General features: G+C 66.0%; 19 protein-coding genes. All 19 read right to left on the bottom strand.

The window, feature by feature from the left end; translation table 11 throughout:
• Positions 1-2: 2 nt before the first annotated feature.
• The 19 genes from AB7G19_RS28610 to AB7G19_RS28520 all read right to left on the bottom strand — a co-directional run bounded on the left by AB7G19_RS28610 (position 3) and on the right by AB7G19_RS28520 (position 21524).
• Entirely contained in the window at positions 3-1577 is a 1575-nt protein-coding gene (locus AB7G19_RS28610) for an isochorismatase family protein (protein ID WP_441268534.1), read from the bottom strand.
• 22 nt (positions 1578-1599) lie between these two features.
• Positions 1600-2448, bottom strand: a complete 849-nt coding sequence (locus AB7G19_RS28605; protein ID WP_028147221.1) for an N-acyl homoserine lactonase family protein — start codon at positions 2446-2448, stop codon at positions 1600-1602.
• Between the two features lie 30 nt (positions 2449-2478).
• Positions 2479-3363 (bottom strand): amidohydrolase family protein, encoded by an 885-nt coding sequence (locus AB7G19_RS28600; protein ID WP_441268533.1) that lies wholly within the window; start codon positions 3361-3363, stop codon positions 2479-2481.
• Complete coding sequence (locus AB7G19_RS28595; protein WP_441268532.1) at positions 3360-4481, bottom strand: vWA domain-containing protein; 1122 nt, start codon at positions 4479-4481, stop codon at positions 3360-3362. The genes AB7G19_RS28600 and AB7G19_RS28595 overlap by 4 nt, the downstream gene beginning before the upstream one ends.
• A complete protein-coding gene (locus AB7G19_RS28590) occupies positions 4478-5359 on the bottom strand; it encodes an AAA family ATPase (RefSeq protein WP_071915377.1) in 882 nt (293 codons plus the stop codon). The genes AB7G19_RS28595 and AB7G19_RS28590 overlap by 4 nt, the downstream gene beginning before the upstream one ends.
• Positions 5360-5366: 7 nt before the next feature.
• Positions 5367-6389, bottom strand: a complete 1023-nt coding sequence (locus AB7G19_RS28585; protein WP_441268531.1) for a xanthine dehydrogenase family protein molybdopterin-binding subunit — start codon at positions 6387-6389, stop codon at positions 5367-5369.
• Positions 6389-7981, bottom strand: coding sequence for a xanthine dehydrogenase family protein molybdopterin-binding subunit (locus AB7G19_RS28580; protein WP_441268530.1), 1593 nt, complete (start codon positions 7979-7981; stop codon positions 6389-6391). Before AB7G19_RS28580 ends, AB7G19_RS28585 begins: the two co-directional genes overlap by 1 nt.
• An 11-nt stretch (positions 7982-7992) precedes the next feature.
• Positions 7993-8469 carry a (2Fe-2S)-binding protein gene (locus AB7G19_RS28575; protein WP_441268529.1) on the bottom strand — a complete coding sequence of 159 codons (477 nt, stop codon included), beginning with the start codon at positions 8467-8469 and terminating at the stop codon, positions 7993-7995.
• Positions 8470-8475: 6 nt separating this feature from the next.
• Positions 8476-9294, bottom strand: a complete 819-nt coding sequence (locus tag AB7G19_RS28570) for an FAD binding domain-containing protein (protein ID WP_441268528.1) — start codon at positions 9292-9294, stop codon at positions 8476-8478.
• 2 nt (positions 9295-9296) lie between these two features.
• On the bottom strand, positions 9297-9740 hold the full coding sequence (locus AB7G19_RS28565) for an SRPBCC family protein (protein ID WP_441268527.1): 444 nt from the start codon (positions 9738-9740) through the stop codon (positions 9297-9299).
• A 5-nt stretch (positions 9741-9745) separates the two neighbouring features.
• The gene (locus AB7G19_RS28560) at positions 9746-10183 is read right to left on the bottom strand and encodes an SRPBCC family protein (RefSeq protein WP_014496426.1); all 438 of its coding nucleotides are present in this window, start codon (positions 10181-10183) and stop codon (positions 9746-9748) included.
• A gap of 9 nt (positions 10184-10192) precedes the next feature.
• Complete coding sequence (locus AB7G19_RS28555; protein ID WP_441268526.1) at positions 10193-13105, bottom strand: flotillin domain-containing protein; 2913 nt, start codon at positions 13103-13105, stop codon at positions 10193-10195.
• A 25-nt stretch (positions 13106-13130) separates the two neighbouring features.
• Complete coding sequence (locus tag AB7G19_RS28550) at positions 13131-13964, bottom strand: phosphoenolpyruvate hydrolase family protein (RefSeq protein WP_063984343.1); 834 nt, start codon at positions 13962-13964, stop codon at positions 13131-13133.
• A gap of 3 nt (positions 13965-13967) precedes the next feature.
• On the bottom strand, positions 13968-16181 hold the full coding sequence (locus AB7G19_RS28545; protein ID WP_441268525.1) for an ABC transporter permease: 2214 nt from the start codon (positions 16179-16181) through the stop codon (positions 13968-13970).
• The gene (locus tag AB7G19_RS28540) at positions 16174-16956 is read right to left on the bottom strand and encodes an ABC transporter ATP-binding protein (RefSeq protein WP_028147232.1); all 783 of its coding nucleotides are present in this window, start codon (positions 16954-16956) and stop codon (positions 16174-16176) included. Before AB7G19_RS28540 ends, AB7G19_RS28545 begins: the two co-directional genes overlap by 8 nt.
• Complete coding sequence (locus AB7G19_RS28535; protein WP_441268524.1) at positions 16949-18058, bottom strand: branched-chain amino acid ABC transporter permease; 1110 nt, start codon at positions 18056-18058, stop codon at positions 16949-16951. The genes AB7G19_RS28540 and AB7G19_RS28535 overlap by 8 nt, the downstream gene beginning before the upstream one ends.
• Before the next feature lies 1 nt (position 18059).
• Positions 18060-19070 carry a branched-chain amino acid ABC transporter permease gene (locus tag AB7G19_RS28530; RefSeq protein ID WP_071915371.1) on the bottom strand — a complete coding sequence of 337 codons (1011 nt, stop codon included), beginning with the start codon at positions 19068-19070 and terminating at the stop codon, positions 18060-18062.
• Between the two features lie 239 nt (positions 19071-19309).
• A complete protein-coding gene (locus AB7G19_RS28525) occupies positions 19310-20137 on the bottom strand; it encodes a helix-turn-helix domain-containing protein (RefSeq protein ID WP_071915370.1) in 828 nt (275 codons plus the stop codon).
• A gap of 136 nt (positions 20138-20273) precedes the next feature.
• Entirely contained in the window at positions 20274-21524 is a 1251-nt protein-coding gene (locus tag AB7G19_RS28520) for an ABC transporter substrate-binding protein (RefSeq protein ID WP_166351801.1), read from the bottom strand.
• Positions 21525-21570: the final 46 nt, after the last annotated feature.

Here is a 21570-nt window from a genome sequence, read left to right as displayed (position 1 = left end):
ACTCATCCCAGCGCTCTGATGACGGCATCCGCCCGGGTGACGACGGCGACGTTCTGCATGGCAAAGTTGATCGAGGCGGAGTGCCAGTCGGCATTCATGGTCGAGCAGCAGTCTTCCGGCACGATCATGAAATAGCCCTTGTCGGCGCCGGTGCGTGCGGTGTGCTCGACCGACATGTTGGTCCATGCGCCGGTGTTGATGATCATGTCGCGGCCGGTGGCTTTCAGGATCGTCTCCAGCCGGGTGCCCTCCCAGGCGCTCATCCGCATCTTCTCGACGACGAAATCGCCGGGCCGCGGCTCGAGGCCGGAGACCGGGGCGGCGCCCCAGCTGCCGCGCACCATCGCCTTGCTGTCGACGAGACCCTCGAACAGCGGTGCGTTCAGCGTCACGCCGGGTGCGCCGGGCTCGACCACGAACCAGACATGGATGATGGCGACGCCGCGCGCGCGAGCTGTCTCCGCCAAGCGCCGGACGTTCTCGACCACATGCTGTTGCTTCGCATGACCCGGTGCGCCTGACTCGGCGAATGCGCCGCCATCCATGATGACGTCGTTCTGAAGATCCTGGATGATCATGGCGCAGCGGCTCGGATCGAGCCGCATCTCGCCGTCGGCGAGGATGGGCGCCGCAGAGGCGGGGCCGGCACTTGCGCGGCCGCTGCCGCGTTTGCCGCTCATATAGGGCTCGTGGCGCGGCCCGGCCTTGGTCGGGATCGCATAGACCGAATGCGTCGACGTCAAATAGAGCGTGCGGAAATCCGGGCCACCCCAGGCAAGGTTGGCGACGAGCTCAGGCACGCGGACCTTCCCCAGCAACTCGCCGCGCGGCGAATAGACCCAGACGCCGCCGGGCGCGGTGACCCAGACATTGCCATGCTGGTCGCACTTCATGCCGTCGGGCAGGCCCGGCTCCAGCTCGGAGCGGATGCCGCTCGCGAACACGTGCGCGTTCGACAGCGAGCCGTCGCCGTTGACGTCGAATACGCGGATCAGCGCCTCCACGGTGTCGTTGACATAGAGCAGTTTCTCGTCGGGCGAGAAGCACAGCCCGTTTGGCTGGTCAAACAAATTGCGGTCCACCACGAGCGTTGGCTCGCCGCCGGGCATGACGCGATAGACGCCCTGGAAGCCGAGCTGGCGCGGCCGCTCGACACCATAGACCGGCATGCGGCCATACCAGGGATCGGAGAAATAGATGGCACCGGAGGAGTGCACGCAGACGTCGTTGGGGCTGTTGAGCTCCTGTCCCTGGAAGTGCGAGGCCAGCACCTCGCGCCGCCCGTCCGGCCGCTCACGGATCAGCGACGAGGTCGCGTGCTCGCAGACGATCAGATTGAGCTCGGCATCGTAGGTCATGCCGTTGCATTTGTTCGACGGGCGCTTGACCTCCGCGACGCCGCGCCGCGCATCCCAGCGCCGGCGCACGTCGCCCGGCATGTCCGAGAACAGGAGATAATGATCGACCGGATGCCAGATCGGCCCCTCCGTGAAGTCAAAACCCGTTCCGACCTGCGCGACCGGCGTGTAGGGGTCGATCAGGGTCTCGAATTCGGAGCGCAAGGTGACATGCGTCATCGGTCGATATCCTCAGGTCACGTCAGGCAGGGAACCAGTTGCGCGCGGGCAGCGACTGCACGATCGGTCCGGGGACCTGGTCGTGCAGGCGTCCAACGACCATGCCGCCCTCGATCTTGGCCGGCCTGTCGTGCACCGGCAGCAGATAGCGCGAATTGCTGAGCAGCTTCTTGATCGACGCCTTCTCGGCCCGCTTGCTGGTGCCGTGGTTTCCCGTCGTCCGCGGCTCCCAGTCGTGGATCTCGTTGAATGGCGTGACGATCTGGTCGTTGAAGTCGTAGATCACGTCGCCGCAGATCGTCGCGATCCCGTCGGCAGTCTCGACGATGACGTTCATCGATCCCTCGGTATGTGCATTGGCCGCATCACAATAGACGCCGGGCATCAGCTCGATAGGACCTGTGATCTCGAGGTCGAGGAAGCGCAGCGCACTCTTGGTGTGCAGTCGGTCGATGAGATGCTTGATGTCGGGCGCCGGATATTGCGGATGCATCAAGCCGGAGACGGAATATTCGAGTTCTTTCCGGTTGAGGACGACGGTCGTATTCATCGGAAACAGATCGTCCTTGCCGGCGTGGTCGATATGCAGATGGGTGTGGCAGACGAAGCGGACGTCGCCCATGCGCACGCCATGGCGGGCGAGCTGGTTCTCGATCATGTGCTCATGGTACTGGAGGCCGCGCATCCCAAGCGTTTCCATGATCTGGTTGGAGCGGTAACCGGTATCGACCACGACCGGATATTTGCCGCCGAGGATCAGAAAGCCGAGGGTGAGGACGCGGCGCGTGCGGCCGCAGTCGCGGCCGAGGACCAGAAAGCTCGATTCCAGCTCGATATCGCCATAGTCCAGGATCTTGATCTCCAGCGCCATTCGTTTCCCTCCCTGTTCTGTTCTTGTCTGTCAAAGCCGGTAGACGCGCGTTGCCGTCGCCCTGAAAACTGCGTCCTGCTGCTCGGTCGTCAGCCTCGCGGCTGCGGCACGAAAGGCGTCGACGAGCTCCCGATAGCTGGTCCACAATTTCTCAATCGGAAAATTGGAGCCGAACAGGCAGCGCTCCGCGCCGAAAATCGCGACGGTATCGGTAAGGACGGCCGCAATGTGCGCGGGATCGTTGCGATGGATGAAGGTGCCGAGCCCGGAGAGTTTTGAGACCACGTTCGGACAGACCGCGAGCCGGGCCATCCCGGCGCGCCAGGCGGCCCGGCCCGCCGGCGAGAGGTCTTCCAGCATGCCGGCATGCTGGAGGATGAAGGTCACCCTGGGGCAAGACTCGGCGAGTTGCGCCGCGTCCGGCATCTGCGGCGTGAAGACCTGGAGGTCAAAGCTCCAACCGTAGTCGGCCAGGCGTGCGATGTTGCGGCGGACCATGGGATCGACGCAGAGATCGGGCTTGGCCGCGAAGCGATAGAGCGGATTGTCGTGCCAGTGCAGCTGCATGCGCACGCCGCGCACGAGCGGGTAGCGCTTCAGGCGATCGAGTTGCGGGCGCACGTCGTCGACGGCGAAATCGGCGTAGGCGACGATGGCATGCGGCCAGCCGTGCTCGTCGGCAGTCTGTTGGACCCAGGCTGCCTCGTCCTCGAAACGGTCGTTGGCCCAGTTGGTCTGGACATAGACCGAACGGGTGACGCCGGTGCCCTTGAGGTCGTCGAGATATTCCCGGATCGGATAATCGCGACGGATCGGCTCGTAGGGTCCAAAGATGCGCGGCTGCATCGGGCCGGTCAGCCAGGGCAGGTCGGCCTGTCGCCAGATGTGATGATGGCCGTCGACAATGTCGCTCACGCCGCTTTCCTCCGTCCCAACGTCAGAATGTGCGCGACAATCGACGCGCTTGAACCGCCATCCACGAGATCATCGACGAAGCGCTGGATGGCCACCAGCGCCTCGGTCTGCGGGCGGAAGTCCGGGCCCGTCGCGAGCGGCGTCAGCCAGCTCACGCGCCAGGCGCGCCGCGACAACTTTGCGACCGCGTCGCGTAACGCATCGACTTCGCCGCGCTCCAGCCCGTCCGACACGACGACGACGGCCGCGCCTCGCGCGTAACCACCGAACCGCGGCACCGCGAGGAAGGCTTGCAGCGCGTCGCCGATGCGGGTGCCGCCATCCCAGTCGCTGACGAGGTGCGCCGCCGCGCTCAGCGCCTGCTCGCGACGCTTGAGGCGCAATGGGCGGGTGACGCGGGTCAGCCGCGTGCCGAAGGTGAAGACCTCGACATTGGGCGCGGCCTGTACCAGCGCATGCGCGAGCTTCATGTTCTCCTCGGTGCGAATCTTCATCGAGCCGGAGACGTCAATCAGCAGCAGGAGTTTTCGTCGGCGCGGGCGCCGCTTCAGGTGCCCGAGCCGCAGGATCTCGCCGTCGTTCCGGACACACTCGCGCAGGGTTCGGCGAAGGTCGGCAAACGGCCCGCGGCGGGCGCGCATGCGCCGGTGGCCGCGACGCTGCGGCAGGCGCCGGGAGGCCTCGCGGGCCAGGCGGCGGAGCGCGTCAGTGGCGGAGAGCTGGGCGAAGCGGCGCTCCACCAGCGCCTCGGCGCGCGTCGCGGCAAGGCCGGATTCATTGGCGTCGTCGGAGAACAGGGGATCCTGTTCGCCGCGGCCCTCTTCCTGGAGCCGGACAGTCTCGTCATCCTCGCCGTCATCGACATGTTCGATGGCTTCGCTGCCGCGGAAGTGCAGGTCGAACAGCCGGTCGAAGGTCGTGCGGCGCTCGGGTGGCGGGGCGAGCGTGGCCAGCGCCGATTGCCTGATGTCGTTGAGGTCGCGCGGCCCGAGCAGCTCGATCGCGGCGAGATAGGAGGTGGTCTGCTCGGGCGCGACGGCGAAGCCGTTAGCGCGCAGCAGCGCGACGAAGGAGACGAAGATGCGGGCGGCGCGCGGAAGCTCCGGCTCGGTGCTCATGCGGTTGCCTCCGCGAGCATGACGTCGAGCCGTGGCGAGATGAAGTGCAGGTCTTCCTCGTCTTTCAGCGCCACGCCGATCGAGCGCTTGAAGGCGTCGGGCCAGCGCGCACCGCCCTTGTGAAGGAGCGTCGCCGCTTCAGCCCAGTCGACGGCTTCTGCGATGCCCGGTGCCTTGCTGAGCGGCTCGCGGCGCAATTTGCCGACGGCCGCGACGACGGCCCGCGCGGTCGCCTCGGCGACGCTGGAGGCCCGCAGCATCACGATACGCGCCTCCCGCTCTTCGGTGGGATAGTCGATCCAGTGATAGACACAGCGGCGGCGCAGGGCTTCGTGCAGGTCGCGCGTCCGATTCGATGTCAGCACGACCACGGGACGTTCGGCCGCGCGCACCGTGCCGCGTTCGGGGATCGAAATCTGGAAGTCCGAGAGAAATTCGAGCAGGAATGCCTCAAATTCCTGGTCGGCGCGGTCGATCTCATCGATCAGCAGCACGGTGGAGTCGGGCGCGCGGAGCGTCGCCAGCATCGGCCGCTCAATCAGAAACGTCTCGCCATAGATGTCGATGCTCTCGTCGCCAGCCTGGCGGATCGCGAGCATCTGGCGTGGATAGTTCCACTCGTAGAGCGCGGCCGAGGCGTCGATGCCCTCGTAGCATTGCAGGCGAATGAGGCGGCGGCCGAGGACGGCGGCGATGGCTTTCGCGGCCTCGGTCTTGCCGACGCCGGGGGCGCCCTCGAGCAGGAGCGGTTTGCCGAGGGCAAGGCCGAGATAGGCCGCGGTCGCGAGCCCTTCATCGGCGAGGTAATAGGCTGCCCGAAGCGCCTTCTCCAGCGCCTCGGGGCTGTCGATGCCAACGATGTTGCTGCGAACTGCCATGGCCAGCCTAGCGTCGCGCCTGTGGCCGCGCGCCGCCCTGAGTCTTGATCGCGCGCAGCACCTTTTCCGGCGTAATCGGCAGATCGTCGATGCGTACGCCGACGGCGTTGAAAATCGCATTCGCGACAGCCGGCAGCACGGGATTGGCGCACATTTCGCCCGGTCCCTTGGCGCCGAACGGGCCATCTGGCGCGGGGCGCTCCAGCACGGCGATATCGTGCGGACAAATGTCGCCCGGGCCGGGCATCAGATATTCGACGAAGTCGCGGGGGCCGTGAACAGGGTCGGGATAGTGAGGCTCCGTCGTCTCGTAGAGGGCGTGGCTGACGCCCATCCAGGCGCCACCCACGAGCTGCTGCTCGACCAGGCGCGGATTGAGCGCGCGGCCGAGCTCATAGGCGGAGTCCATGCGGACCATCGCGACTTCACCGGTCTCGTCGTCGACCTCGACCTCCGCCACGAGACAGGCATGGGCGTAGCAGGTCGCCGGCGACATCTCGCCGGTTTCGGGGTCGACGTTGGACAGAGGCACGAGGAATATGCCACGGCCGGAGATGGTCTTGCCCTGCTTGAACTGGGCGGCGATGGCGACGTCCTTGGTCGAGATCGAGCGATGCGGCGCACCCTTGACGTGGATGTTGCCACGTCCGTCGGTTTCGAGATCGGCGGCGTTGACCTCGAGCTCCTCGGCGGCCGCCTCCATCATCACGCCGCGTGCCTCGCGCGCCGCGGCCATCACCGCATTGCCGACGCGATGGGTGCCGCGCGAGGCGAAGGAGCCCATGCAATGCGGACCGGTGTCGGAATCCGCGGTATCGACATAGACGTCCTCGACGGGAACGCCCAGCGTCTCCGCGCAGATCTGCCGCGTCACCGACTTCATGCCCTGGCCGAGGTCGATCGACGACAGCGCCACCGTGAACTTGCCGCTCGGGTTGGAATGAACCAACGCCTGGCTGGGATCGCCGCCGAGATTCATGCCGATGGGATAGTTGATCGACGCCATGCCGCGTCCGCGATGCCGGGTCATCAGCGCCTCCTGGTGCCGAACACGGAGGAGAAGCGGGGCGCGCTATGCGAGGGCGCGGCCGGCCGCGGTGGAGGTGGCGACGGCGCAGGGGGCGGCGGCTCGCGCGGTGGTTCGCGGGTGACGGTGGGCGGGAGCCGGTCATAGCTGGTGCGCTGCTGGGCCGGCGCGGCCGGCCGGCTGCGCGAATCCGTCGGTGTCGGCGGGATCACGGCGCGGCTGCCGCCGCCGTCCTTGCGCGACGACGCTCGCTTGAACTCCTCGCGGATCGGCCATTTCGCCTTCTCGGCGGCGACCTGGACGCATTCGATCAGCGCGGTGTTCTTGGCTTCGCGCCGATGCGCCTTTATGTCGCCGTCGCGATAGGCATTGAGGATCCGGAACTCCATCGGGTCCATGCCGACGAGGTTCGCCAGCTTGTCCATCTGGCACTCGATCGCAAAATCCATCGCGGTGACGCCGAAACCGCGCATCGCCGTCGCGGGCGTCCGGTTGGTGAAGACGCAATAGACGTCGCCATAGACATTGGGGATAGTGTAGGGCCCGGGCAGATGCGCGGCGCATTTCACGGCGGCGTAGCTGGAAAGCCTCGTATAGGCGCCGCTGTCGAAATAGGCGCGGATTTTTCGCGCGATGACACGGCCATCCCGCATCACGCCGTCCTTGATGTAGATGCGCTCGGCCCCGCGGGGCGGGCCGTACTGCATCTCCTCCTCACGCCCGAACACATAGCGGACGGGCCGCCCGGTCAGCATCGCGCCGAGGATAGCGAGCGGCTCGGTCAATGTATCCACCTTGCCGCCAAAGCCGCCGCCGACCGTGCCGCCGATGAAGTGAAAGGTGTTGGAAGGCAGGTCCAGGATCTTGGCGCAGGTGTCGACCGAGAAGAACAGTGCCTGCGTCGAGGTGTAGACGACGTAGCGCCCGTTGGTGTCGGGCGCGGCGATCGCGCCATTGGTTTCGGTTGGCGCGTGCTCGATCGGAGACATCTGGTAGCGCTGTTCGAGCACGTGGTCGGCGGTCGCGAGTGCGGCGTCGGCATCGCCGAAGCGCAGCTTCTGGTGATCATGGACGTCGTGATAGATGAAGGCGTTCTTCGGATAGGTCTCGTTGACGACGGGCGCCCCGGCCTTGAGCGCGTCCTCGACGTCGAGTACGACCGGCAGTGGCTCGTAGTCGATCCGCACCTTTGCTATCGCCTCGAACGCCTCGCGCTCGCTGTCCGCGACGATGGCGACGACCGGCTCGCCCTTGTAGCGGACCTTGTCCGCCGCCAGCGTAGGCTCGTCGTCCTTACCGAAGTTGATGAGGCTGAGAAGCGTGTTGAGATTGCGCGGCACGTCGGCGCCGCGGATGATCCGGCGTACGCCGGGCGATCGTTCGGCTTCCGTGGTGTCGATATGGCGCAACCGCGCGTGGGCCTGTGTCGAGCGGACCACCTTCAGATGCAGCATGCCCTGAAGCTTGTGGTCGTTGAAATAGCTCGAGGTACCCGTGACATGGCCGAGCATGTCCTGGCGCTGCGTGCCCTTGCCGATCTCCTTGAGATTGTCGTCGCGCTCGTCGGCGAAAATGTCCTTGCGCAGTTCCAGCATGATAAAATCCTTTAGGCGCTGGCCCGGCCGCCCGAAGCGGCGAGGATGGCATCGATGATGGGTTCGTACCCGGTGCAGCGGCAGATGTTGCCGGAGATCGCCTCGACGACCTCGGCGCGGCTAGGCTGCGGATTGCGATCGAGCAGCGCCTTTGCGGCCATCAGCATGCCCGGCGTGCAATAGCCGCATTGGGCGGCAAAACTGTCGGCGAAGGCACGCTGGAGCGGATGCAGGTTTGGGCCCTGCTTGAGGCCGTCGAGCGTGTCCACCGATCGGCCTGCGACTGTCTCCGCCAGCGTCAGGCAGGACAGGTGCAGCTCGCCGTCGATCAGCACACTGCAGGTGCCACAGCCGCCTTGGCCGCAGCCGAATTTCGGCGTCATATCGCCGATCAGTTCGCGCAGAGCGACCAGCAGATTGGTGCCGCCATCGACGAAGATCGCGACGTCGCGGCCGTTATGACGAAATTGCAGGGCGGTCTTGGCCATGACGAGCTATTCCTGACCCGAGAGGAGACGGCGCAGATGTACGCCGGCGATCTCGCGGCGATACCAGGCGCTGCCGAGCGCGTTGTCGAAGGGTGAGGTGCCCTCGGTGACGGCGGACGCCGCAGCCCCGATGGTCGCGGCATCCAGCGAGCGTCCCTCGAGCACACGCTCGGCGGCGCGTGCCCGAATCTGGGTCGGCGCCATCGAGCCCAGCGCGATCCGCGCCCCGGCGATCCGTCCGCCGCTGATCGGCAGATGGGCTGCGAGCGTAATGACGGAGCCGCCCTTTGGCTTGATACGGGCGACCTTGTGGTAGCGGAAGGCGTCCGCGCTCGCCGGCCGTGCGCAGGACACCGAGAGCACCAGCGTGCCGGCCTGCCGCTCGCGCGACTGCAAGAACTCTTCGATGGCGATGTCGCGCGTGCCAAAGCCGCCCTGCACGGCGACAGTGGCATCGAGCGCAAGCAGCGCCACCGTGAAGTCGCCATAAGGACTTGGCGCGAACAGGTTGCCCCCGACCGTGCCCATGTTGCGCACCGCAGGTCCGCCGATCGAGCGGGCAGGGGCGTGCAGGAAGCCGAGGTCGCGCTCGGCGAGGATTTTTGCGAAGGTGATGCCGGCCCCGAGCGTCACGCGCGGGCCCGATGCGTCGATCCGGGTCAGGGCATGGTCGTTGGCGCGGATGACGGTGGAGACAGAGACGTCACCCTCGTTCAGCGCCCGCATCACCAGCGTGCCGCCGCCGAGATAGCGCGCGCCGCGATCTGCCGACAGCGCACCGGCCGCTTCGCTGGTGCTGGCAAAAGTCTTCACTGTCACGGCCATTGCTATGCCGCCTCCTTCAGGTGCCGGCGGATCGCCTCGAAGCCGGCTTGATAGATGTCTTCAGCGACCATGTGGATGATGCGATCGCGGTCTTCCGGCCGGGTGCTGAAGCGCGACTCCCAGTGCCAGAAGGTGCGGTCGCCGTCGGTCACCGGCAGCAGGCGGACATGCGCCACGTAGTTGAACATCGGCACCGGCGTATCGAGCAGGCAGTAGCTGAAGGTCTGCTCGAGATCGGACAGCGCCAGCAATTGCTCGCGCAGCTCAGATCCGTCCTGGAGCTTGAAGCGCCTGACACAGCCGATTTTGTCAGGCGAGTGCGCGCGCTCGATCGTGGAGGTTGCGACCGCTGGATGCCAGCGATCGTGTCCGTTGAAATCGCGCAGCACGTCCCACACGGCATCGGTCGGCGCATCCAGGATCGTGCTCTTGACGATATGCGGCACGGAGCTCACCCTCCGAACTGGCGCTTGAGGGCGTCGAAGCCGCCCTGGAACACACCGCCGCCGATATTGCCGACGAGCTCCGCTTCCCGTTCGGGTGCGCAGTCGAACTCGGCGGTCCATTCCATGAAGGTCTGGTCGCCGTCGGTGACCGGCGTCAGCCGCAACGTCGCGACATAGTTCTCCACGCCCATGGGGGATTCCAGGATCGAATAGGTGCAGAACATGTCGTAGTCGGAAAGGCCGAGCAGCTTTTCGCGGATGCGGTCGCCGTTGCGCAGGCGAAAATCCCTGACACAGCCGATCTTGTCCGAGGGCTCGCCGCCCTCGATCCGGCTTTCCGCGATCGCGGGATGCCAGTTCGGCATGCCGTTGAAGTCGCGCACCCGCGCCCAGACGCGATCGTTGCGCGCATTGACGACGGTTGAGACATAGACGCGGGCCATGATGTGACCTCAGCTCTTCTTCCGGGGGCTGCGCTCCGCGGGCGGCTCGCCCTCGGTGGAAGGCGAGGGAGCTGCAGCCGGCTTCTCGCCGCCTCCGCCTCCACCGCCGCCCTTGCGGGCGGACTCCTTGATGCCTTGCATGTCGCGGGCCTCGCGGATCAGGCCCGGCATCTTGGCGAGGCTGCCGCCCTCGACGCCGATATCCGCCAGAAGCGAATCGATCAGCGGCGCCTGGACGCGGTAGCGCAGCGCCGAGTCGATCACCTCGTCGGTGGCGCTGCGGCCGCCATTGCCGCCATGGCCGTTGCCGTTGAGGCCGTCGACCTGGAGGATGCGGATGCCCTCGATCTTTTCCATTGGCTTGACGCTCTCGCGCACGATGCCTTCGATGCGGTCGAGCAGCTTCCTGCGGAACAGCGAGTAGCGAGCCTGGTCGGTCAGCACGTTCTCGGCCTCGTTGAGCAGCCGCTGTGCCTCGGCCTCGACGGCCGCGCGCACGCGCTCGGCTTCGGCGGCAATTCGGGTCTCCTCGGCCTGCTTCTCGGCGATCACGATTTCCACGCTCTTGCGACGCCTGGCGATCTCGTTTTCGCGCGCGGTGATGACGCGCTCGGTGGCCTCCGTCGCATGTATCCGCGCTTCCTCGGCCGAGGCCCTGGCTGCGGACTCCTCCAGCGACTTCAGGTGGATCGCGATCGCCTTCTCCATCAGAACGGTCTCGACCTCCTTCTCGCGGTTGACTTCGAGCTTGCGCAGCTCGCGCTCGCGGCCGATGCGGGCTTCATCCAAGCCGCGATCCGACGAAATGCGGGCTCGCTCGACCTCTTCGCGCGCGGCAATCTCGGCTTCCTGCAGCGACTGGACGCGGGCGACCTCGAGCTGCTCGATTGAGCGGCGGCGTTCGATCCGCGCCGCCTCCAGCGCCTGCTCGCGCGAGACGTCGGTGGTCTCGACGTCCTTGCGTGCGACGATCTCGGCCTGCTTGACCTGGCGGTCGGCGTCGATGCGTTCCGAGCGCTTGGTCGAGAGCGCGATGACGCGATCCTCGTCCGCGATCTCGATTGCCTTCTTCTGCTCGATATTGAGCACTTCGCGCTTCTTGGACGAATTGATCCGCTCGGACTCCAGCGCGAGATCGACGCCGATGCGCTGGCGCTCGATTACGTCGCGACGCTGGAGGTCGGCTGCCTCGACTGCGGCGGTCCGCTCGATCTCCAGCGCCTTGGTCTCCCTGTCGGCCTGGATCCGCTCGGCCGCGATCGCCTTCTCCTGCGCGATGCGCGCGGCCTCGATCGCTTCGCGGGAGGCGATATCGGCTTCCTCGACGGCGCGGTTGCGGGCGATCTCGAGCGAACGAACTCGCTCCTCCTGGGCGATACGGGTGGCTTCCGTCGCCTCGCGTGCCGTGATTCCCGCGACGTCGAGTGCCTGGTTCCGCTCGATCTCCAATTGCCGCGTGTTCTGCTCGGCGGCGATGCGCTCGGCGGCAAGCGTCCGCTCGCGAGCGATGCGCGCAGCCTCGACCGCGCGCTGGGCCTCGATCTCGGCTTCCTGGATCGTGCGCACCTGCTGGATCTCAAGCGCGCGGGTGCGCTCGTCTGACGCGATGCGCTCGACATTGACAATCATGGTCTGGGCGATGCGGGCCTTTTCGGTCGCTTCGCGGGCGGCGATCTCGGCTTCGTCCACGGCGCGGGTCCGCTCGATCTCGCGGCGCCGTGTCTCTTCTTCATTGGCAATGCGGGCGTCGGTCACCACCCGGTCCTGCTGGATACGCGCTTTCTCGATCGCCTCGCGGGCGGCGATCTCGGCTTCCTCGATAGTACGCATCCGCTCGATTTCGCGCTGGCGCACCTCGCGCTCCGAGGCGATGCGGCTGGTGTCGATCGAGCGCTGGTTGGCGATCCGGGTCTTCTCGACCTCCTCGCGGGCGAGCAGTTCCTTCTCCTCGATGGTGCGGGTGCGTTCGATCTCCCGCTGGCGTGTCTCGCGCTCCGAGGCGATACGGGCTTCCGCGATCGCCTGGTCGTTGGCGATGCGTGCCTTCTCGATGGTCTCCCGCGCGGAAATCTGCGCCTGCTCGGCCTCGGTCTCGCGCAAGGCCCGTTCACGCGCGACCTCGGTGCGTTGCAGGGCGCGGCGCATCTCGATGTCGCGTTCCTGCTCGAGGCGAGCCGTCTCGCTTTCGCGCTCGATCTCGAGGGCCTGTCGCTCGGCCTCCAGATTCCGGGAGCGGATCTTGATCATCGAATCCTGCTCGATGTCGTTGCGCAGCTTGCGCTTGGCTTCGATGTCCTCCATCAGGCGTGTCAGACCTTCGGCGTCGAAGCGGTTCGAGGGGTTGAAGAATTCGAGATCGGTCTGGTCGAGATCGGTGATCGCAACGGATTCCAGCTCGAGTCCGTTCTGAGCGAGGGCCTCAGCCGCGTTCGCTTTGACGCGGGCCACATACTCGCCGCGCTGCTCGTGCATCTGCTCCAGGGTCATCTCCGAGGCAATCGAACGGATCGCGGAGATGAATTTGCCGGCGAGGAGGGCGTGGAGCTTCTCGGGCTCCATGGTGCGGCGGCCGAGCGTGGCGGCGGCGATGGACACGGCTTCGCGGGTCGCCTGAACGCGGACATAGAAGTCGGCCTCGATGTCGACGCGCATGCGGTCCCGGGTGATCACGGCGTCCTGCCGGGAGCGCACGATGCCCATCGGCTGCACGTTCATGTTGACGGGCGTGTAGTCGTGGATGAAGGGCAGCACGAAGGCGCCGCCGTTGATCACGACGCGCTCGCCGAGCAGGCCGGTCCGGACGAATGAGGTCTCCTTGGAGGAGCGATGGTAGAGCCAGTTCACGATGTAGACGCCGACCACGATCACCACGATGGCGACGATCAGCCAGAGGATCAATTCACCGACCAGAGTCCCTGACATATTTCCCTCCCTCGACCTTCCGGCGTTATCGCGCGCCGATCGCCTTGAATTTGCGTACCTGATCCGTCAGCGCCCGCTCGACCGGCAGCCGCTCCATCGAGGAGGCGCCGTAAAAGCCGTGGCAGTAGCGGGTGTTCTTCATGATGAAATCGGCGTCGTCCGGATCGGCGATCGGTCCGCCGTGGGCGAGCACCAGAATGTCCGGATTGACGCTGAGCGCGGCGGAGGCCCAGGTGTCGATGCGCGCCGGGCAATCCTTGAGCTTGGGCGCGGTCTGCGCGCCAATGGTGCCCCCGGTCGTGAGGCCGAGGTGACAGACGATGATATCCGCGCCCGCGATCGCCATCGCGGCGGCTTCCTTCTCGGTAAAGACGTAGGGCGTCGTCAGCAGGTCCTTCTCGCGCGCCTTGGCGATCATGTCGATCTCGAGCGCGTAGGACATGCCGGTCTCTTCGAGATTGGCGCGGAACACTCCGTCGATCAGGCCGACGGTCGGAAAGTTCTGCACGCCGGCGAAACCGAGCGCCTTCAACTGGTCCAGGAAAACGTCCATGTCGCGGAACGGATCCGTGCCATTGACGCCAGCGAGCACTGGCGTTTTGGTCACGACGGGCAGCACTTCGCCGGCCATCTCCAGCACGATGGCGTTGGCGTCGCCATAAGCCATCAATCCCGCAAGCGAGCCGCGGCCGGCCATGCGATAGCGGCCGGAATTGTAGATGACGATGAGATCGACGCCACCGGCTTCCTCGCACTTGGCCGACAGGCCGGTGCCGGCGCCGCCGCCGATGATGGGCTCGCCGCGCTTTGCCATGTCGCGGAAGCGTTTCAACAGTTCTGCGCGTTCAAACCGGGCCATCGGTCACCTCGCTAGTCTCCGGCGCGCCCCGGTGCGGCCGAACAAGGTCCGGAACGCGCTGACAATGGTGGAGGCGAACTCGGGATCGTTGATGTTCTTGGGGACGCGGATGAGCTGACGGTTGGCGGTCTGCCGCACGTTCCGCTCCAGCGCACGGAACAGCGCCGCATCGGCATCGGGATCCCAGAATGGCTGTCCTCGCGCGTCGAGCGCGGAGACGCCGCCCTCGGGCAGGAAGAAGCGCACCGGGCTGTCCATCTGGTTGAGCCGATCGGAGATCCAGCGGCCCATGCGTTCGTTTTCCTCCACCGTGGTCCGCATCAGGGTGACCTGCGGGTTGTGGACGTGGAATCTGCGGCCGCGGTAGCGCTCCGGAATGGTGTCCGGGGCGCCGAAATTGACCATGTCGAGCGCGCCTACCGAGCCGACGTAAGGCAGGCGGCTGCGGATGATGGCGCCGAAGCGGTCGTCGGTTGCCGGGAACACGCCACCCATCAGGAGATCGCAGATTTCCGTGGTGGTGAGATCGATGACGCCGGCGATGTGCCCGGAATCGACGAGCTTCTCCATTGAGCGGCCGCCGACGCCGGTGGCGTGGAAGACGAGGCATTCGAAATCCTCGCGCAGGTCGGCCGTGATCTTCTGCACCGCGGGCGTGGTGACGCCGAACATGGTGATGCCGACCGACGGCAATCCGCCGTCGCCGCGATCCTTCCGCGCGTGCTGATCGAGGCGCGCCCTGACCATGCCGGCCAGCGCATTGGCGCCATTGGCGAGCACGGCACGCGAGATCGAGTTGAGGCCCTGCACGTCGGTGACCGAATGCATCATGGTGATGTCGGCGGGGCCGACATAGGGTCCGACGTCGCCGGAGGCGACGGAGGAGATGATCAGCTTGGGCACTCCGACGGGGAGGGTCCGCATCCCCGGCGCGACCAGTGACGCCGCGCCCGAGCCGCCCGCCGAAATCACGCCGGCAATATTGCTTTGGCGTCGCAGCCAGCTGGCGAAGGCCTCGGCCATCGCGGTGACGGCGGCGCCGCGGTCGGGTCCGAACACCGCCGATCCGCCGCGCCCATGGTTCAAGGCAATCTCCTGGGCGGACACGTCGCTGGTTGCCTGCCTGCCGCTGGTGGAGACATCGACCAGTCGCGTGCGCAGGCCGCTCCCGGCGATGATGTCGCGGATGAAGCGAAGCTCCGTGCCCTTGGTGTCGAGCGTGCCGACGACGAGCACGACCGGGGGTCCCTGCGTTTGCGCCGCGACCGGCTCGCGCCGGCGCCGGGCGGTCTCGTCGAGACGCGCCACCTGTGTCGAGAGCGTGCGGGCGGCGGCCTCGATGCGGGCGATCGGGACCGGCTGTGACCATCGGGTGGGCGGCGTCGGGTTGGAGATGTAGACCCGGATCGGGCCGCCTGGACGGGACGGCTGCGGTGCGGCCTTCGCCGCGGTGCCTGCCGCCGGCATGTCGACGGCGGGCTCGAGCTCGGCGTGGAGGCCGACGCCGAGCAGGCGCTGCTGCAACCCCCGGTCCGCGGCAAGGCGCGCGGAATCGATGATGCGGTTGATGCGGCCGTTGACCATGATCGCGACGTTGCGCGAGACGGCCGTGGCCACACCGATGTTCTGCTCGATCACGAGCACGGACATGTCGCCGTCCTCGCCAAGCCGTACCAGCATCTCCTCGACCTGGGCGACGATGACGGGCGCAAGCCCCTCGGTCGGCTCGTCCATGATCAGGAGCTGCGGATTGGTGAGCAGCGCGCGGGAGATCGCCAGCATCTGCTGCTCGCCGCCGGAGAGCTGGCCGCCGCCATGGTCCTTGCGCTCGGCCAATCGCGGAAAGGTCTCGTAGATGCGCTCGACCGTCCAAGCCCCGCGCCGCAGGCCCGCGGCAAGCTGCAGATGCTCGTCGACGCTGAGCGAGCGCCATAGCCGCCGGCCCTGCGGCACGTAGCCGACGCCGAGCCGGGCTATGTGGGCGGGCGGCCGCCGGGTGATGTCGTCGCCGCGGACGCGGATCGAGCCGCCGCTGACCGGCACCAGCCCCATGATCGCCTTGCACAGCGTGGTCTTGCCCATGCCGTTGCGACCGACCACCGAGAATACGCCGGCTTCGAGCGTCAGGTCCACGCCCTGCAGCGCATGCGAATGCCCGTAGTAGACGTCGAGGCCGCGGACTTCGAGGGAGGCGGCCGAGCGGCGGACCTCATTCATGGCCGCCTCCGAGGTAAAGCTCCTGCACCTCGGGATCGGACTCGATCTCCTGCGGCAGGCCTTCCTTGAAGATGCGCCCGTTGTGCATCATCGTGACGCTCTCGACGACGCGTAGCGCCACGTCCATGTCGTGCTCGATGATGATGTAGCCGATATGCGCCGGCAGCGAGGTTAGGATCTCGACCAGCTCGGCACGCTCGGTCGGAGACAGGCCCGCGGCCGGCTCGTCGAACAACACGAAGCGCGGCGCGCCGGCGAGCGCCAGTGCGATCTCGAGCTGGCGCTGCTGGCCATGCGCAAGCTCCGCGACGCGCTGGTCCTTCACGCCTGTGAGATGGACGGCCTGCACGAGATTATCGGCCGCGCTCATCAGCGCGTCGTTCTGTCCGGGGCGCAGGAACGAGAAGCGTCCGCGCGAGACGCCGCGGCAGGCGAGGTAGACGTTGTCCTGGACGGTGAGACCGGGAAAGAGCGCTGAGATCTGGTAGGTCCGGCGCAGGCCGCGGCGGATGCGCTCGTAGGGCGGGAAGTGGGTGACGTCCTCGCCGAAGAAGCGGATGGTGCCGGAGGAGGGCGGGAAATCGCCGGTGATGCAGTTGAACAGGGTGGTTTTTCCGGCACCGTTCGAGCCGAGCACGGCGCGCCGCTCGCCGGGGCGCACGGTAATGGTGACGTCGGTGAGCGCGGCCAGCGCACCGAACAGGCGCGTCACGCCGCGAAGCTCCAGCGCCGCGCCGGCGCCGACGGCCGAGAGGCGTTGCGCGACGCTATCCATGACCGGATCCTTGACCAGATCCTCGGCCGTGACGTTCGCGTGAACGGGCCGCGCCGGATCGCTGGCGCTGTCGCCAGCTCTGCCAGAGGCCGATCACGCCGTCCGAGGACCAGAAGACGATGGCGAGGAAACCGAGGCCGATCAGCAGCCGGAAGCGGTTGCCGTCGAGCCCGAGCTTGACCAGGAAGTCGAGCGCGAAGGTGCGTAGCAGCACGAAGATCAGTGCGCCGATGAACGGACCGATGGGACGCGTGATGCCGCCGACCACGGCGATGATGAGGATATCGATGCAGGCGCCGACGCTGACGGATCCCGGCGAGATCTGCCGGTAGTTCCAGACCTGGAGAACGCCGGCCAGCGCCGCGACAAAGGACGCGAAGGCGTAGGCGGCGACGCGGTGCGCATTGACGTTGAAGCCGAGCGCCGCCATGCGGCGGGGATTGTCGCGCACACCTTGCAGCGCCAGGCCGAACGGTGCGCGGGAGATGTATTCGACGGCGAAATAGCACAGCGCGGCAACCGCGAGCACGATATAGTAGAAGGGAATGTCGGCGCGCCAGTTGACGCCCCAGAAATGCGGCGTGGCGACGGTGTTGATGCCGGTGTGGCCGTTGAAGATCGCCCAGTTCTGATTGGTGAAATAATAGAAAGCCGCGCCGATCGCGAGCGTGATCATGATGGTGTAGATGCCCTCGGTGCGCACGGCCAGCGCGCCGCCGAGTGTTCCGAACATGGTCGCGAGCACGAGCGCCATCGGGACCGCGAGCCACCACGGCCAACCCAGGCTGATATTGGCGTTGCCGCTGACGCCGAACACCGCGACCATATAGGCGGAGAAGCCTGCGATGGTGAGCTGCATCAGGCTGACCATGCCGCCGTAGCCGGCGAGGAACATCAGGCTCAGCGCCATGATGCCGAGGATCAGCGTGGTCGCAAAGATCTCGATCAGGAAGAAGCCGTTGGCGATCAGCGGCATGATCAGGAGAATGGTCGCGACGATCCAGGCTGCAGGATTGTTGATCTCCGGCCATCCGCGCAACGTGGGGCGCTGCGCCGCTGCGGCGGGACGAACGGTGACGTGGGCGTCGTGGGCGAGCGACATCTCAGCGCCTCGCCAACAGGCCTTGCGGCCGGACTGCCAGGACCAGCACCATGATCAGGAAGGTCACGACGATGGCGTAGGTCGGGATGTAGACCGAACCGAGCTGTTCGGCGAGGCCGATGATCAGCGCGCCGAGCGCGGCACCGGGGATCGAGCCCATGCCACCGACGATGACGACGACGAGCGAGGCAAGCAGGAAGCGGATGTCTTCGCCGGGCGAGAGTGACTGGAAGGTGCCGCCGACGACGCCGGCGATGCCGGCAAGCCCGGCGCCGAGCGCAAAGACCAGCACGAAGACGAGCTGGATCCGCACTCCGGTCGCGGCCAGGATGTCGCGATCGTCGACGCCGGCGCGGATGATCATGCCGATGCGTGTGCGGTTGAGCGCCAGCCACATCGCCAGGCCGATCACGACGGACGCGGCGAAGATCACCAGCCGGACCAGGGGATAGCGGAGATAGACCGGTTCGCCCGAGGATTTCACCGCAGTGACCAGCGGCAGCTCGATCGGGCCGATCAGCCAGTTCGGTGTCTGGATCTGATAGAAGTCGCCGCCGCAAGCCCACAGCATGAGATCGGCGAAAACGATCGAGAGACCGATCGTCACCATGGTCTGCCGCAAGTCCTGGCCTTCCATGCGGCGGAAGACGATGAGCTGAAGCAGGACGCCGACCAGCGCCGTCAGGATGAAGGCGACGATGAAGCTGAGGAGCCAGGAGCCGGTCGAGGCGCTGATGGCGTAGCCGACATAGCCGCCGAACAAATACAGCGAGCCGTGCGCGAGGTTGACGTTGCGCATCAGGCCGAAGATCAGGGTGAAACCGCTGGCGACCAGGAAGTAGAGGCCGCCGAGCGTGATGCCGTTGAACACGGCGTTCAGGAAGACCCGCTTGCGGCCGATCGCCTCTTCAAGTCCGGGCGGCCACACCGCCAAGGTCAGCCACAATGCAAGCGCGATCGCAACGATCACGATCAGGGCCCAGGCCGGATGACGTTCGACGAAGCGCGTCATGTCAACTGCCTCATCCCCGCCTCGCGCCCCCGCAAACGGGAAGAGGGCGCGATCAGGCCGCTTCGACCTCGCCCTGCCTCATGTTTTGAACGCTGGTCGAACAGCCTTGCGTAGGCTGCGTACCTCGCCATGGACGTGCGTCCTCCCGGACTTGCGATCCTCTTTTCGGGATCGCGTTCCGACCATCTTAGCGAGGGCACAAGGGGAGCGTTTGATCGTCAGTATCTTTTCGCGCGCGGTCAGGCCCGCAAAACCTTGGCGGCGCGGCGGTAATCCGTCGGCGCCATCCCGACATTGGCGGTGAAGAAGCGTGTGAAGCCGCTTTGCGAGGAGAAGCCGAGGTCGAAGCCGATGTCGGCGATCGGTGCTTCGCCGGCGACCAGGGCTTCCAGCGCCTGTTCCATGATCAGGGTGTTGAGGTAGAGATGCGGCGTGACGCCGGTCTGGGTGCGGAATAGCCGGTAGAAATGCGGTCGCGATAGGCCGGATTCGCGCGCGATCGTGTCGAGCTCCATTTCGGCGCCCGGACTTTCCGACATCAGCTTGATGCATTTGCGCACGCGGAAGTCGGTGACGGCGCCGGCCGTGCGCGCGTCGCGCGCGATCTCGGCCTGCTGCCAGCTTTCGTCGTAGCAGATGTCGATCAGCCGCCGCAGCTCGGCATCGAGGCTGGAGAGCGACGGTGCGCCGCACACAAGCGCTGCGGTTCGTCTGATGTGCTTGTCGAGTGCGACCGTGCGCTTGAACTGGGTGCGGCCGAAACGCAGGCGGTCGGCGCCGGGCGCATCGGGGGCGAACCACTCCGGATTGACGTAGAGCACGAAGAAGATCGCGCCACCGTCGAGATCGGACGGCAGGAAATTGTGAGGCTCCCAAGGATTGACCGCAACGATGGAGCTTTCCGTAAGGTCGTAGTGCCCGTTACAGACGTCGATGCATGCGGACTGGCCGCCAACATGGAAGATCAGATGACCTTCGCGATGTGCGTGCACGTTGAAGGGGCGGTTCAACTGATAGACCGTCGCCCGACCGAACCGGCCGTGAAAGACGGCAAGCGCCCGGCTCATGCCTTCCCTCCCGAATGTTCTTGTCTTTTCAGTCAGCGTTCAACAACCGGGGCGAGATTGCAAGAGCACAAGATATCGCGCCTGCAAATCGCTCCCGGTTGCCGGAGAGCATGCGAAACGAGCGACGGTGAATGCGTCAGTACTTCTTACATTCCGGGACCGTACGGCTCGGCAGTCCGATCTTGGCGAACACCGCCGGATCGTAACCGAGCGTCTGGTTCACGTTCGGGATCACCTTCACGACCTTGCTGAACAGCGCGCCCTTGCCGTCATCGACGACCTCGGTGACGAAGTTGGTGCCGATCGCCTGGCGGTTGGCGTCAAGCTTGATCTTGCCGTTCGGTGCGTCGATCTCGATCTTGGCCAGCGCCTCCTTGTATTTGGCCTGGTTATTGGAAAGATCGCCATTGACCTCGCGGAGCGCGAGGATCAGCGCCATAGTCGAGCCGTAGTAGTTGGTCGCAAGAAGCGACGGGCTCGGGAAGCGCTTGTTGGGCGGAAACGCGTCCTGATAGGCCTTCACGAACTTCTGCCAGCCCGGATCCTCCCAGGTGTCGGCCTGGCCGCTCGCCGCGATGGTGCCGACCAGCGCATTCTTGGCGTTGCCCTTGGACGAGAGGATGGTCTGGTCGATCATGATGGACCCGCCCATCAGATGCGCCTTGCCGCCGGCCTGCTGGTATTGGTTCAGGAAGTTGACGGCGTCGGCGCCGCCGAGGCCGAGATAGATGGCATCGACATCATCGGGCAGCGCGGCGATGACGGAAGCAAAATCCTTGGTGCCGAGCGGCACCCATTGCCGGTTGGTGACCTGGCCGCCGGCGCCGCAGAATTCGAGCACAAGGCCGAACACCTGCGTATAGATGAAGGAATAGTCTTCGCCGACGGTCGCGATCTTGCGATACTTCTTGTCCTCATAGGCGTATTTGCCGAGGCCGACCTGCCACTGCGCGCCGTCCATGTTGTAGCGGAAGAAGTTCGGGGCGGGATCGACATAGGTGGTTTCTTGCGCGCCGGATGCCGCATTGATGAAGGTCAACTCGGGATGGGTCTTGGCGAAGTTCTTGACCGCAATGCCCTCGTCACCGGAGAGCGGCGACAGCAGGATCTGCACCTTGTCCTGCTCGATCAGCTTGCGTACGGCGCGCACCGCGGAATCCGGCGTCGCGTCGGTCGAAGCAACGATGAATTCAAGCTCTTTGTCGCCGACCTTCTTGCCAAGCACATTGAGCGCCGTCTGGTGGCCGCGCATGCCGTCCTCGCCTAGCACCGTGTAGGTGCCTTCCAGCGTTGCCGTGACGCCGACCTTGATCTTTTCCTGGGCGATTGCCGCGCCTGAAAGGAAAAGGCTGCTTAGCGCGATCAGTCCCACACTGCATTTCAACATTTCATTCCTCCCTCTATGGCCAAATTTTTCGCTGAATTGGCGCGGC

This window comes from Bradyrhizobium sp. 215_C5_N1_1, assembly GCF_052075935.1.
Classification (GTDB): Bacteria; Pseudomonadota; Alphaproteobacteria; order Rhizobiales; family Xanthobacteraceae; genus Bradyrhizobium; species Bradyrhizobium barranii.
The sequence above is the reverse complement of the archived record's forward strand: the minus strand, read 5'-3'. Positions and strand labels throughout refer to the sequence as shown.

Excerpts from the sequence above, each read along its gene's own strand:
- AB7G19_RS28610 (WP_441268534.1), bottom strand. The coding sequence starts at position 1,577 with ATGACGCATGTCACCTTGCGCTCCGAATTCGAGACCCTGATCGACCCC.
- AB7G19_RS28605 (WP_028147221.1), bottom strand. The coding sequence starts at position 2,448 with ATGGCGCTGGAGATCAAGATCCTGGACTATGGCGATATCGAGCTGGAA.
- AB7G19_RS28595 (WP_441268532.1), bottom strand. The coding sequence starts at position 4,481 with ATGAGCACCGAGCCGGAGCTTCCGCGCGCCGCCCGCATCTTCGTCTCC.
- AB7G19_RS28590 (WP_071915377.1), bottom strand. The coding sequence starts at position 5,359 with ATGGCAGTTCGCAGCAACATCGTTGGCATCGACAGCCCCGAGGCGCTG.
- AB7G19_RS28585 (WP_441268531.1), bottom strand. The coding sequence starts at position 6,389 with ATGACCCGGCATCGCGGACGCGGCATGGCGTCGATCAACTATCCCATC.
- AB7G19_RS28580 (WP_441268530.1), bottom strand. The coding sequence starts at position 7,981 with ATGCTGGAACTGCGCAAGGACATTTTCGCCGACGAGCGCGACGACAAT.
- AB7G19_RS28575 (WP_441268529.1), bottom strand. The coding sequence starts at position 8,469 with ATGGCCAAGACCGCCCTGCAATTTCGTCATAACGGCCGCGACGTCGCG.
- AB7G19_RS28570 (WP_441268528.1), bottom strand. The coding sequence starts at position 9,294 with ATGGCCGTGACAGTGAAGACTTTTGCCAGCACCAGCGAAGCGGCCGGT.
- AB7G19_RS28560 (WP_014496426.1), bottom strand. The coding sequence starts at position 10,183 with ATGGCCCGCGTCTATGTCTCAACCGTCGTCAATGCGCGCAACGATCGC.
- AB7G19_RS28555 (WP_441268526.1), bottom strand. The coding sequence starts at position 13,105 with ATGTCAGGGACTCTGGTCGGTGAATTGATCCTCTGGCTGATCGTCGCC.
- AB7G19_RS28550 (WP_063984343.1), bottom strand. The coding sequence starts at position 13,964 with ATGGCCCGGTTTGAACGCGCAGAACTGTTGAAACGCTTCCGCGACATG.
- AB7G19_RS28545 (WP_441268525.1), bottom strand. The coding sequence starts at position 16,181 with ATGAATGAGGTCCGCCGCTCGGCCGCCTCCCTCGAAGTCCGCGGCCTC.
- AB7G19_RS28540 (WP_028147232.1), bottom strand. The coding sequence starts at position 16,956 with ATGGATAGCGTCGCGCAACGCCTCTCGGCCGTCGGCGCCGGCGCGGCG.
- AB7G19_RS28535 (WP_441268524.1), bottom strand. The coding sequence starts at position 18,058 with ATGTCGCTCGCCCACGACGCCCACGTCACCGTTCGTCCCGCCGCAGCG.
- AB7G19_RS28530 (WP_071915371.1), bottom strand. The coding sequence starts at position 19,070 with ATGACGCGCTTCGTCGAACGTCATCCGGCCTGGGCCCTGATCGTGATC.
- AB7G19_RS28525 (WP_071915370.1), bottom strand. The coding sequence starts at position 20,137 with ATGAGCCGGGCGCTTGCCGTCTTTCACGGCCGGTTCGGTCGGGCGACG.
- AB7G19_RS28520 (WP_166351801.1), bottom strand. The coding sequence starts at position 21,524 with ATGTTGAAATGCAGTGTGGGACTGATCGCGCTAAGCAGCCTTTTCCTT.